Origin of the sequence: Methanoculleus sp. SDB, from assembly GCA_001412355.1 — an archaeon.
Taxonomy (GTDB): Archaea; Halobacteriota; Methanomicrobia; order Methanomicrobiales; family Methanomicrobiaceae; genus LKUD01.
Window position 1 is genome coordinate 1 of the sequence record LKUD01000041.1, and the last position, 11,802, is coordinate 11,802.

Here is an 11,802-nt window from a genome sequence, read left to right on the forward strand (position 1 = left end):
GCCGGGCTTCAGGATCTGACCTATTCCTATGATCCTGTCGGAAACGTGATCGGCATACTTGACGGACTATTCGGGATGGACCAGACGTTTAGTTATGACGCGTTGAACCGCCTGATCACGGCATATCAGCCGACCGGCTATCAGATGTGCGAGTATGCGTACGATTCCATCGGAAACATCATCAGGATCACCCGGCCGGACGGCGATGCCGTCCTGACCTATGGCGGGACGGCAGGCCCCCATGCGGTGACGGGCAGGGAAAAAACCACACTCCCCGGTATTTCCCTGACACCTGCCGATGCAACGACCTCTGTCGGATACAATGCCACGTATGCGATTATTCTTGACGACGTGCCTTCCGGACTCTCGTCCTATAATTGCACGCTTCAGATTACCAACGGAACCGTCGCTGAGTTTTCAGATACGGAATTCCCCGGATGGACAGGAAACCCTGATAATTCCAGCCTTCCCGCGCAGAGTCTCTGGATCCGGGGTGAAGATACCGGGAATTCGATTCTGCCCGGAGAGGTGGATGTCCTGCTTGGTACGGTCGTCATAGAGGGAAGTGAGGTCGGCTCGACCGACATCATCTTCACATCAATTGAAATAATCGACGATTCCGGGGCTGACGTTACCCTGATAGCTGCAGGAGGCCGGCTGGTCGTTCTTGGCGTCACGCCTCTCCCGGGAAATTCAGCTCCCCCCCAAGATCCCGATCAGGACGGGCTTTTTGAGGATGTGAATGGCGACGGTGTTTTCAGTTTCGGCGATGTTCGCACCTTCTTTGAGTATTATGACGTGTGGATTCCGGCCAACGAACCGGTCGAGTGTTTCGACTACGATAACAATACCGTCATCGGGTTCGGGGATGTGCGGGCCCTCTTCTGGGAGTGGGGGACATAAAGGGAGCTGATTCTCTCTCCATTTCGAAACTCATCATCCTTTTTCTTCCTGGTCTCTTCGAGTAACGTGCCAGATGACCCGTGCCACAAGGCTTCATATAACATCAACAGATGAACGGGATAACCCCGGCTGAGGCTTACCGGAGATGTGTTTGTAAAGCTCTCCTCCCTCTATTCCAGTAACTTTTCGAGACACGCGGAATTGATTGGTATTTAAAATAGTATTTTGTCCTTAAGCAACGACTACTTGCCATCTTTACAGATCATATCCGGGCTCTCAACCCATTGCGAAAGACTGCCCATCCGCCTGAAAGCCTCCATCACGGGAAGTTTGATACCCGAACGACGGGCATTGCAAAAAAACCTCCATCGGTCCCGCAGCCTCGGGCCGTTCTTTCCTTCCGGTGAGAGGAGATAATCGAGCGTTTCCCGCTCCTTTTTCATCCAGGCGAACCGGGCCAGCACATTACTGGCATATTTTTCGGGATCCGGCCAGGAATCTGCCAGAATTCGTGCACATTCCAGAGAATACACAATACCTTCTCCCGTGAACGGCGATACGGTCCCTATCGATTCGCCGACGCCGATGACCAGCCGGGGAGTGGTATCATTCAGCGTCCTTCCGGAATACAAGGGCGTCGAATAGTACGGGGAAGCGACCCGGACGAAACCCTGACAGCTACAGTTTATGGTAAATGAAAACCGCCCGGACGAATCCCGGTAAAACTCTTCCAACAGGCTTTTGTGCCGGATATGGCCGATGCCACCGACGCCGATATGATAGTGATTGTTACCCACGGGAAAGATCCACAGGTAGCCGAGCCCGGGTATCCGGTTCCCGTACACCCCCGCTTCAAGACGCTCGCGCCCGCGGGATTCCACGGCTGCCCGGTGCTGCAGCGTCGGCAGCGTCAGATCAGACCTGCAGGGAGGAAGGAACGCCCGGGCAATCCCGGTTGCGTCCACCACGATATCATAGTCCCCGGCGTTTTCCGGCCCCAGGTTCTCCCGCTTCAGTCTGGCGGCTCGTGTGAGATCCCGGAGGAGCCGGGGCTTATTTATGGTACAGAGGGGTGTCGTGGCAACCAGCCCGTCAAAATGCATGGGGGACATGTGTTCGATGAGGTAGTTGTTCAGATCGAGGCCGACATCAGCGAGGTACTGTGCGATACCAATCGGCGCACCCCACCCGCACGAGCGACATTTGCAGGAGGTGGCATGATCCATGCCGTCATAGACATCCGGTGAGATCCCCCTCTGTTCGAGAAGCGCCGCCAGGTATCCTCCGGCGATCCCGGCACCTGCAATCGCAACCTTCATGCTATCTTCCCGAACGTCAGCAAAATAACGGTAATCGCCACCGAATGTGCCATCGATGCCCCCACCTGCTGCACCATCAGGTTGTTGGCCTTTTTCTCGAAATCGGGAAAGAGGGAATACAAAGCACGGGTGCAAAGCTGATCGATTCCTGCCCCATACGCCGTATTGATTCCTGCGATAGTGGCCGTTGTAAGAATAAGAAGATACGCAAGATCCATACTTCCAAGAATGGAAGCAAGAGGATAGAGCATCAGGACAGACACGAGCAGTGTAACGATACCATAGATGGTCGAGTGCGGCAGCCCGGGATACCGTACGGACGAGGTGTTTTTCCCACCCAGCCGGTCGGAATTTACGTCGCGGCGCATCATCGATACCACAAAACACGTCACCGTCAGGCCATGCAACAGCGACAGGATGAACGCCAGGAGAGAAAATACACCGGTCGCAGCATATACGACAGTCACCGTTACGCCAACGACCAGCCAGGGAAAAATGTACCATTCGGTAAATGGGTGGTAACTGAGCTTGAAGCGGGGATGATTATAGCCATAATCGAAAAAAAAACCAATAATAAACAGTAACGGCATGAAAATCCGCTCTATCGAAAGATACGCGGCGAGGAGCACTGCGATGATCGTGATAATCAGAGACATCTTTTTGTAATCGCCAACCGTAGCCCACCCATAGACGAGGGGCCGGTCACGCTTCGTTTCCTTACTCTTCTCATGCCGATCGACCTCCACATCCATGATGTCATTCCATAGGTGGGCGTCGATATGGACGAGAAGAGCCGCGATAACCGCGACAACGAACAAGCGCCAGTCAGCGCCGGGAAACCCGGCTTCCAAGAGCGTCACGACAAACCCGATGAGAATTGCACACCCGGTAAAAGGAATAAGCCCCTCGATCCGCAGGATGCGCCAGAATGTACGAAGGTCAAAGCCATATCCTGCGGTAGGCGGGTTCGGTGCCCGTGTGTCATAAAAATTAAAATACGGCTTCATTTTCTCCGGGGATCCTCCAGCGAAATGGTACCTCGCACACATTTCTCTTACAAAACATTGTCCTCACTCTCCGGATTTAACGAGGATTCACTCACCCCCGGTTTTCACCTCGTACGTCTTCAGTGTCCGGGCGGCATTTATATTTTCCCTATCGATACGATAATCCCGACCTGTCCCGTCCATCGAATTTCGCTCCCCCACTCAGAACACAGGGGGAGTGATGGCGGGGGCAGGCCACTATCGTTCCATTGCGAAACGGGATTTGATCCCAAAAAAATGGGAATCCGGGGTCCTTCTCATGACGAACGACGGGGTCGGTATCCCGGCGAGAGATACTTTCATAATTCCTCCTGCACTAAGGGGAAACCATGAAAGACATTATCGGCAGTAAGAAGATGGAGAATGGAATCGTGGTTTTCTGGGATGAGGGGATTGAAAAAAACTATGATTCCTTCAATTATTCCGAACTCATCGACATGAGGATTAACGCCCTTGACCTTCTCGATGATCCCACCGCGTACAGTGTGGATGTGGAAAACCACACAATCACCAGTAAAAAATAAGAAGGGCTGCCCGATTCCTGCACAACGGGGGTTTTCTATCTCCTCTTTTTCCTTACCGTGGGACATCCTATTCCGCGTCCCCCATCCCCGGTCAGGAACGGTAACCGGAGAGAAATGTAGTATTTTTTTCCCAATCGTAGATTATCGGACGAATTTACATTCGCAAAACTCTCGCACGGACCATAGTGCAGCCGGCACTCGTGGCCTCACAGAGAGGGCATCAGGCCACAAAGAGTGCCGGTGCCTTGAGCTGATGTATCGCTGTTCACCACACGCCAATCACAACATTTTTTTATTTTATCATGATTAATAATGTTAGAAATGTATGCAGGTGGTGAATCGCATAGGAAGCAGTCTCACGGGGAATAAGAGGAACGCGGCAATGGAATCCGGATCGATTCCCTGCGACCTCCCGGTGCCTGAAGAAAAAACCATCCCGCTGTTTCATTCGGGAAGGACATGTCATGAACGGTAATCCTGCGGGAGAAGATACATCCCTTTTTGGGATGCCCCCGGAAAAGGGAAGGTGGGTGCTCGTTGCAGCAGGCCTGATCATCAACCTCTGTCTGGGCTCCATCTATTCGTGGAGTGTCTTTGTAAAACCCCTTACCGATTATTACACCGGGGTGCTGGGACAGACGGTCACGGCAAATGACATCCTGATGCCGTTCTCGGTATTTCTAGCATTCTTTGCGATTGCCATGCCGTTTGCCGGGAAGTACATCGACATCTATGGCCCCCGGAACGTGACGATCGCGGGAGGAATGCTGACGGGGCTTGGCTGGCTTCTGGCCTCCTTCTCGACATCTGTTCCGATGCTCTACGTGGTATACGGAATGATCGGAGGGATAGGGGTGGGCATCGCATATGGGGTGCCGGTTGCCGTTTCCGCACGCTGGTTCCCCGACCGGAGGGGTCTTGCCGTCGGACTTACTGTTCTCGGGTTCGGATTTTCCGCGGTTTTCACCGCCAATATCGCCGGATATTTCATTGCCGCGTATGGCGTGATGACCACCTTCAGGATCTTCGGTGTCGCGTTTATCATCCTAACACTGCTCCTTGCACGACCCCTGAAATTCCCGGAATCCGGCTGGGTTCCGCGAGGGTGGACGCCTCCAGCACCGAAACCGGGTGAGCACATGCAATGCGAATGTGATCGGTCGATGATGCTCGCATCCCCGTCATTCTACGGGCTCTGGTCCTGTTACTTTATCGGCTGTCTTGCCGGCCTCATGGCAATATCAATCGCAAAACCGGTGGGCACCGATGTGGGAATCGAGACGGGACTTGCCATCTTCCTCGTCGGGTTCTTTGCGCTTTTCAACGGCGGGGGACGTCCCGTCTTCGGTGCCCTCACCGACTCGGTCACGCCCCGGAATGCTGCCATGATCTCGTTCGTGCTGATCGCCGTGGCATCCCTTCTCATGTGGCAAATCCCGGTTATACCGGTGTATATCCTTGCCTTCAGCATACTCTGGGGATGTCTCGGCGGCTGGCTGGCCGTCGCACCGACGACAACGGCGAGTTATTTCGGGACCTGCGACTATCCGCGATGTTACGGGGTCGTCTTTCTTGCCTATGGTGCGGGTGCGATTGCCGGGCCGCAGCTCGCCGGCTTTATCAAAACATCAAGCGGATCCTACATCGGCGTGTTCCCCTACGTGCTGGCCCTTGCGGTTATCGGTTTTTTCATCGCATTCTTCCTGATGAAACCCCCGAAACCGGTCCCCTGATTTTTCTTGCCTGCACTGACATGGACAGCCGCGGGCAGAGCCTCCGCACCGCCGAAAGACGTAAAAAACCGTAATTTTGAGATATTAGTGCGATGATTTACGCGAATGGTTCTTTCAGGAGGCCTTTTTTATCCCTCACCCGAAGATTCGCCATAAACGACTTCGCAAGCAGGGGACTGAACGCCCGGGCCGGCAGGCCGAGCACGGCTGCCACGTCCCGGGCCGGCGCCACCGGCTCCGGCTCCCCGGTCCCGGCGCAGTCCAGCACGGCATCGTGGATCTTCTCGAGATAGGCAAGCCCTTCGTCCATCGCCCGGTACGCCTCCGCCCCATACCGCGGCTCGTCCCACGCCGACAGCAGCACCGTGATACCATGCCGGTTCCGGAGGCGCCCGACCGACTCCGCGGACGCGAGGGCATCGTCGTACACCCGGACATCACCCCCGCATCCCGCCGGGCTTGATGAACATAGTGGTAATGGATCCGAAGAAATGATATGCCGGCTTATATCAGATGAATTGAGCAGGCAATCTGGCGAAGATTATTTCGGTAATTGCTAATGGGGATCAGCGAGGCCGCGGTCAACCAGGGCATGGAATGGGCGTTCATAGCGATGGTCCTGGTAGTCATCGGCATGTTCATCGCGGGCCTGTTCATCCGGAAGACCGGAAAAATCGAGTGAGGCGGTGAAGGGAGGTATTGCCTCGACGTATTACATCAATAATTTTAAAATATATGTGATTTAATATATTAATCATTCATAAAAACATACAAGTACCAATTGAATGAGGACAAATATGTCCATTGTAACTGTACTAGAGGAAATAGATCTCAGTCTGCATAACCTGATAGATAAAGCTGATTGGACTGCTCCGGGGACCATTTCTGATTTTCAGAAACCCCTAATAACATTTGATTCTCCCAAAGATGTTCAAGGGCAGATTTCAACCGGCAATAAACTCTGTATCTACTTGTACCAGATAATGGAAAACGTATACCTGAAAAACCACGAGCCAGAAATAATTGAAGAAAATCGAACAAGTTTCTCTCCCCTTTATCTGGATCTCCATTATCTTATCGTCCCTTTCTGCGAAAAGAAAAGAGATGAGAAATTAATACTTGGTACTATTATCCAGATATTTGCAAATCAATCCGTACTACATGAAAATCTATTAAAAGGCAATCTGGGAAAAACAGATCAGATAATGCGAATCCTCTTTAATCCCCTGACAGTTGACGAATTGACAAAAATCTGGAGCGCATTTCAAACAACAGGGTATCATCCTGCGTTAAGTTATATCGTAACACCGGTTCCTGTTGATATTTCTCTGGAAAGTACGTTCCAGCGGGTAGTATCGAAGCAGTTTCAGTACTGCAGTGGATATCCGGAGGATTAAGATTGTATGAGTCCAAAAATACGTGTTAATTCCAGCGAATGGTTTTATGAAGGCTGCGAGTCAAGGATAACCCAGCTTGCTCTTGCATTAAAAATCTTTGATAAATTCACCAACAAGATACCTCTTGGTCATTTATTCTTTTCTATCGACGGAAAAACGGTAACTCTATCGCAAAATCTTTCTGGTTACTATCTCATCCTTGATATTGACTCCCTGAATGGGAACGGAGTTCTGACCATCGAATCTGATTTCTACATGAAACACCAGCAATCCCTACAAATACCGGACTTGACCACAGAACCTCTCATGATGAATCCAGTGGTTCCGATCAGTCTCAATCCCAATCCTCAGTATCCCTTTCCATCTCATGCTACCTTGGTTCGGGGTAGTGTGAAGGACGGTGCATATGTCGCTGATGCGGATGTAAAGGTCAGAGACCGAGTGAATTCCTCTCATTGGGCCGAAACAACAAGAACAGACTCCAAAGGAGAGTTTGTTTTGTTTTTTAAGAACATTCAAGACCCGGGAGAGACTATTTCAATCCGAGTAAGTGAGGGAGGACGGGAGGAGGAAAAAGGAGAGACGATATTTCCACGAAAAACTACCGTCATGCACTTTTTTTTACACTGATATCTCTTAAAGTTCTCCCGATTTTCTGAGAAAGAATGATTTGAACGCCGTCGTTGATCTGTTCTTGGTAATTCGTGAGATTATGAAGTAGATAGTAATCATAGTATATTTATAAAAATAATTAAATACTTCTTACCCTCATGCATGATACACAGAAGGAGGTTGACAGGAGGGGAATTCTGTGGAAGAGCAAAAAGGAATTGTATTCGTTTTTAAACAGAAGGATGTATACCATTTCAAGCGAGATGGCGACTCCTTTTCGGGATATTTCAATTGTATCAATTTTATTAAAAAGCCTCTTGTAAAGCTGTTTGGATGTGTCATTCTGAGGGGTATTCATGCCACTAAGCACACCTGATCAGGTGATAAAAAACACAATTTCAACTCTTGAAGGGGAGTTGACGTCAACGGAAAAAACCATACGTGTTACCAGTAAAACAACGCAGCACATCAGAAGCGATATCAGTGAATTAAATAAGCTGTCATTGAAAATCGTCCAGGCGGTAAAACTCTTTTCAGAGCAGATTGTATTCATCAAAGAGCAAAAGGATACCCTAAAAAATTTTGATATAGATGTTGAAAAGGGTCCGGTTTCACATATATCTCCTTCAAAGAAAACTGATTATGATGACAAAATCAAAAAAATCGATGATGAGATTATCCAAATAAAAAATGATCTGAATTCAAAAAATAATGACTATACTACTGCGCAATCAGATTATAATCAAGCAATGAAAAAATTAAATGATTATCTTATCATAATTGAAAATTTACAGAATGAAACAAATAAACTATTAAATCAAATCGCCGAAATGAATGCCTTAAAGAAAAAAATCGAGGATGCACGAAATAATAAACAAAATAATTACCTCTATTTCTGGTATACGGAATTACATAAAAAAATAACCGCATTCTCTATTCCACAACCAACGCCTGTTCAATATGAAGATGCATTTGTGGGCCCTCTTAACGATTTTATAACACAACAGCAACTCGTTAGAGAAAACGAGGAAAAACTCAACGGTTACAGCGAAGAAGTTGCCGTGTTGGAAGCAAAATGGAAAGATCTTGAAAAGAACAGGGTAATTAACATTCTCAAATCTTTGGAGGGATTATAACCTGCAGGAGGAGATAAAAAATGCCTGAATACCTTTCACCCGGCGTCTATATTGAAGAGTTCGAGATGGGGCCCCGGCCAATTGAGGGGGTAGGCACCAGCACGGCCGGATTCCTTGGCCTGACCGAACGTGGGCCGACGAAAGCGAAACTAATAACGAGTTGGACACATTTCCAGCGGGTTTATGGCTCATACTTCCAGAAAAACGGTGACACCCCTTATCTGCCCTATGCAGTCGAAGGATTTTTCGCCAACGGAGGCCAGCGCTGTTTCATTGGACGAATAACGCTTGAGAATGCAACTATAGCAGAGGTCAGTCTTTTACAGGGAGGTGCATCCGCTCTCACGGTGTCTGCAGTGGGGCCTGGAGTATGGGGGAACAATGTCATTGTCGCGGTCGAGGGAGGGTCCCTTTCATCAGCCACTAAACCTCTTTTCAAATTACGAGTATTTCATTGGAAAGATGATCCCTCTTCAATTGCAAGCATAGATAAAAAAGCCGAATTTGCCAGGCAGATTCGAAAAAACAACCCCCCATCATATTATGAGGAATTTGACAATATTTCTGTGGATAGTACTGTTCCAGAATACTATGGCAAGACTGTCAGCTCTTCACTGATATCCCTCAGTCTGAAAACCGGTGATACCGGAAAGGTTCCGGATCCTCCTGTCGAAAAAGATCCCACTCAGTCCAATTCAATCCTCCTCTACCAGCTCACCGGCGGTTCTGATGGATCCGGAACCATCACTGCGAATGATTATACCGCAGAAGGCAGGCTTGATTCGGAGGGGATGAAAATCGGACTTGAAGGATTCAGAGAGATTGATGAGATTGCCATCGTCTATGTCCCTCATGCATTTGGCGTTTCCAATCTCGTCATGGAACTGATTGAACATTGTGAGAGCCTGAAGGATCGCTTTCTGATCATTGACAGCGAACCGAATAAAAGGGATCCCAACGATGTCTCCCCACGGGATACGTATGTGACGAAGTATGCCGCCTTTTATTACCCATGGATAAAGGTCATCGATCCCGTCACGCAGACGGTCAAGATGATACCTCCCGGTGGGCATGTAGCAGGAATATATGCAAGGAGCGATATCGAGCGAGGCGTCCATAAGGCACCGGCAAATGAAAAAGTCGCCGGTGCTGTCGATATTGAATTTCCGGTCACAAAGGGTGACCAGGACATTCTTAATCCCAAAGGGGTAAATTGCATCAGGCAATTCCGCGGCAGGGGCATCCTTGTCTGGGGAGCCCGAACACTCTCAGACAATACCTACTGGAAGTATATCAACGTCCGCCGGCTCTTTAACTATATTGAAGAGTCAATCGAGGAGGGCACCCAGTGGGTGGTTTTTGAACCCAACGATGAACGTCTCTGGGCAAGAGTGAGAGCAACAATCACACAGTTTCTGACACGCGTGTGGAGAGATGGCGCCCTGATGGGAACAAAGCCGGATGAGGCTTTTTTTGTCCGATGTGATCGAACGACGATGACACAGGATGATATCGATAATGGAAGGTTGATCTGCATCATCGGTATTGCTCCGGTGAAACCGGCTGAGTTTGTCATTTTCCGGATGACTCAATGGTATGGTGGTGCGGCCGTGACCGAAATGGAGCTGAGAGGATGAGGCTTCATGAGGTTGCTCTAAATAGGGGGGTGTGATTGTGCCAACTGGAAGCAGGAAGGATCCTTATCGCCAATACAGGTTCAGGGTTGAAATCGACGGGATAACACAGGCAGGATTCAGTGAAGTAACTTTTGGGGATTCAACGACGGAAGCCGTGGAATACCGTGAAGGGAATGAATTGCCGGTGGTGCGGAAGCTCACAGGTCTGACCAAATTTGCAAACATCACCCTGAAGTGGGGAATCACCGATTCGATGGACATCTATAACTGGCGGCAACAGATAATCGATACAGGGGCGGAAAAGGCCCGGAAAAACATCTCTATCATTCTCATTGATGAAGCCGGGAAAGATAAGGCACGGTGGGACATCCACAGCGCATGGCCTATAAAGTATGATCCGCCGGACTTTTCCGCAAAGGGCTCAGAGGTTGCCATCGAGGCGCTGGAGATCGTCCATGAAGGATTCAAGCGAGTGAAGTAGGTGAAGTATGTCGTTCCAGACCGAATTTGAATTTACTCTTCCTCGGGGATATGTTGATCCCGATGGAAACCTCCATAGAACCGGCATAATGCGGCTCGCCACGGCAGCAGATGAGATTCTTCCAATGAAGGATCCACGGGTTCAGTCAAACCCGGCTTATCTGACAATTATTCTCCTGTCGCGTGTCGTCACCCGCCTCGGCTCTCTCGACATGGTGACGACGAAAGTCGTTGAAGATCTCTTTGCTTCTGATCTTGGTTACCTGCAGGATTTTTATCGACGCATAAACGAAGATGGCACCGGTACAATCAGGGCTATCTGCCCAAAGTGCGAGCATACGTTTGAATTGGAGGTGTCCCGGGGGGAATGACACGCTACCCCCTCAATCGGCTGTATGAGGAGGTAGCATTCATTGCCTATTACCTTCACTGGCCCCCGGGTGATATTCTTGATCTCGAACACCGGGATCGCCAGCGCTGGGTTGAAGAGATCTCACGGATTAACCGTCGGATTAGCGGTAATCAGGAACGGAGCATCCTTGAATCCTGAAAAAGGAAAAAAAATGGGAAGGTGAAAGATGACACCGGATTTGAGGCAGAATCCCCTGATGTCCTTCCGTTTTCGGGTGGAGATTGATGGGATTATCTCTGCCTATGCATCAGAAATCAGCGGGCTTTCAAGAGAGACAGAAACCGAACCATATGAAGAAGGCGGTGTAAATGACGGTATCCATCAATTGCCGAAACGGACAAAATATCAGAATATCACCCTCAAGCGGGGTATTACTGACCGCGACGAACTCTGGAAATGGCATCAGGACGTTATCGAGGGGAGGTTCAAACGGCGGAATGGCGCTATTATCCTCATGGATGGAGAAGGAGGAGAAAAATGGCGCTGGAATTTTATTCAGGCCTATCCGGTAAAATGGACCGGCCCCGATCTCCGGGCGGAGAGTAATACCGTTGCCTTTGAATCAGTTGAACTTGCCCATCACGGTATTACGAAGGGATAATC

Annotated in this window: 14 protein-coding genes and 1 pseudogene; 11 read left to right on the top strand and 4 right to left on the bottom strand. The window is 49.6% G+C overall.

Translation table 11 applies throughout. From position 1 onward, the window contains the following. Positions 1–903: pseudogene (locus APR53_02760) on the top strand. 242 nt (positions 904–1,145) lie between these two features. Here APR53_02760 and APR53_02765 read toward each other — a convergent pair. Both APR53_02765 and APR53_02770 read right to left on the bottom strand, forming a co-directional pair. Next, positions 1,146–2,222 carry a hypothetical protein gene (locus APR53_02765; GenBank protein ID KQC04749.1) on the bottom strand — a complete coding sequence of 359 codons (1,077 nt, stop codon included), beginning with the start codon at positions 2,220–2,222 and terminating at the stop codon, positions 1,146–1,148. Then, positions 2,219–3,271, bottom strand: a complete 1,053-nt coding sequence (locus APR53_02770) for a hypothetical protein (protein ID KQC04750.1) — start codon at positions 3,269–3,271, stop codon at positions 2,219–2,221. Before APR53_02770 ends, APR53_02765 begins: the two co-directional genes overlap by 4 nt. Before the next feature lie 326 nt (positions 3,272–3,597). On the opposite strand from APR53_02770, the gene APR53_02775 reads away from it, so the two are divergent. Both APR53_02775 and APR53_02780 read left to right on the top strand, forming a co-directional pair. Continuing rightward, positions 3,598–3,792: a hypothetical protein gene (locus APR53_02775; GenBank protein KQC04751.1), complete on the top strand. Its 195-nt coding sequence runs from the start codon at positions 3,598–3,600 to the stop codon at positions 3,790–3,792. 464 nt (positions 3,793–4,256) lie between these two features. Continuing rightward, a complete protein-coding gene (locus tag APR53_02780; GenBank protein ID KQC04752.1) occupies positions 4,257–5,525 on the top strand; it encodes an MFS transporter in 1,269 nt (422 codons plus the stop codon). A 97-nt stretch (positions 5,526–5,622) separates the two neighbouring features. On the opposite strand, the gene APR53_02785 is transcribed toward APR53_02780, so the two are convergent. Continuing rightward, positions 5,623–5,955, bottom strand: a complete 333-nt coding sequence (locus APR53_02785; protein ID KQC04753.1) for a hypothetical protein — start codon at positions 5,953–5,955, stop codon at positions 5,623–5,625. Positions 5,956–6,322: 367 nt separating this feature from the next. Here APR53_02785 and APR53_02790 point away from each other — a divergent pair, with 367 nt between their 5' ends. Together APR53_02790 and APR53_02795 are read left to right on the top strand one after the other, a co-directional pair. Continuing rightward, positions 6,323–6,922 carry a hypothetical protein gene (locus APR53_02790; GenBank protein ID KQC04754.1) on the top strand — a complete coding sequence of 200 codons (600 nt, stop codon included), beginning with the start codon at positions 6,323–6,325 and terminating at the stop codon, positions 6,920–6,922. Positions 6,923–6,928: 6 nt separating this feature from the next. Next, complete coding sequence (locus APR53_02795; GenBank protein ID KQC04755.1) at positions 6,929–7,552, top strand: hypothetical protein; 624 nt, start codon at positions 6,929–6,931, stop codon at positions 7,550–7,552. A 121-nt stretch (positions 7,553–7,673) separates the two neighbouring features. Here APR53_02795 and APR53_02800 read toward each other — a convergent pair whose 3' ends face one another. After that, the gene (locus APR53_02800) at positions 7,674–7,892 is read right to left on the bottom strand and encodes a hypothetical protein (GenBank protein ID KQC04756.1); all 219 of its coding nucleotides are present in this window, start codon (positions 7,890–7,892) and stop codon (positions 7,674–7,676) included. Between APR53_02800 and APR53_02805 the strand changes: the two genes are divergently transcribed. The 6 genes from APR53_02805 to APR53_02830 are packed head-to-tail and all read left to right on the top strand — an operon-like array spanning position 7,891 to position 11,800. After that, on the top strand, positions 7,891–8,670 hold the full coding sequence (locus tag APR53_02805; GenBank protein KQC04757.1) for a hypothetical protein: 780 nt from the start codon (positions 7,891–7,893) through the stop codon (positions 8,668–8,670). The two genes, APR53_02800 and APR53_02805, sit on opposite strands and share 2 nt — an antisense overlap. Before the next feature lie 20 nt (positions 8,671–8,690). Next, positions 8,691–10,307: a phage tail protein gene (locus tag APR53_02810; protein KQC04758.1), complete on the top strand. Its 1,617-nt coding sequence runs from the start codon at positions 8,691–8,693 to the stop codon at positions 10,305–10,307. A gap of 37 nt (positions 10,308–10,344) precedes the next feature. Further along, positions 10,345–10,788: a phage tail protein gene (locus APR53_02815; protein KQC04780.1), complete on the top strand. Its 444-nt coding sequence runs from the start codon at positions 10,345–10,347 to the stop codon at positions 10,786–10,788. A gap of 7 nt (positions 10,789–10,795) precedes the next feature. After that, complete coding sequence (locus tag APR53_02820) at positions 10,796–11,158, top strand: hypothetical protein (protein KQC04759.1); 363 nt, start codon at positions 10,796–10,798, stop codon at positions 11,156–11,158. After that, positions 11,155–11,337, top strand: a complete 183-nt coding sequence (locus tag APR53_02825) for a hypothetical protein (GenBank protein KQC04760.1) — start codon at positions 11,155–11,157, stop codon at positions 11,335–11,337. Before APR53_02820 ends, APR53_02825 begins: the two co-directional genes overlap by 4 nt. Positions 11,338–11,365: 28 nt before the next feature. Continuing rightward, positions 11,366–11,800 carry a phage tail protein gene (locus APR53_02830; GenBank protein ID KQC04761.1) on the top strand — a complete coding sequence of 145 codons (435 nt, stop codon included), beginning with the start codon at positions 11,366–11,368 and terminating at the stop codon, positions 11,798–11,800. Positions 11,801–11,802: the final 2 nt, after the last annotated feature.

Coding starts and splice junctions, on each gene's coding strand:
- APR53_02810 (KQC04758.1), top strand. CDS start 8,691: ATGCCTGAATACCTTTCACCCGGCGTCTATATTGAAGAGTTCGAGATG.
- APR53_02780 (KQC04752.1), top strand. CDS start 4,257: ATGAACGGTAATCCTGCGGGAGAAGATACATCCCTTTTTGGGATGCCC.
- APR53_02825 (KQC04760.1), top strand. CDS start 11,155: ATGACACGCTACCCCCTCAATCGGCTGTATGAGGAGGTAGCATTCATT.
- APR53_02770 (KQC04750.1), bottom strand. CDS start 3,271: ATGTGTGCGAGGTACCATTTCGCTGGAGGATCCCCGGAGAAAATGAAG.
- APR53_02795 (KQC04755.1), top strand. CDS start 6,929: ATGAGTCCAAAAATACGTGTTAATTCCAGCGAATGGTTTTATGAAGGC.
- APR53_02800 (KQC04756.1), bottom strand. CDS start 7,892: ATGAATACCCCTCAGAATGACACATCCAAACAGCTTTACAAGAGGCTT.
- APR53_02830 (KQC04761.1), top strand. CDS start 11,366: ATGACACCGGATTTGAGGCAGAATCCCCTGATGTCCTTCCGTTTTCGG.
- APR53_02790 (KQC04754.1), top strand. CDS start 6,323: ATGTCCATTGTAACTGTACTAGAGGAAATAGATCTCAGTCTGCATAAC.
- APR53_02765 (KQC04749.1), bottom strand. CDS start 2,222: ATGAAGGTTGCGATTGCAGGTGCCGGGATCGCCGGAGGATACCTGGCG.
- APR53_02805 (KQC04757.1), top strand. CDS start 7,891: ATGCCACTAAGCACACCTGATCAGGTGATAAAAAACACAATTTCAACT.
- APR53_02775 (KQC04751.1), top strand. CDS start 3,598: ATGAAAGACATTATCGGCAGTAAGAAGATGGAGAATGGAATCGTGGTT.
- APR53_02820 (KQC04759.1), top strand. CDS start 10,796: ATGTCGTTCCAGACCGAATTTGAATTTACTCTTCCTCGGGGATATGTT.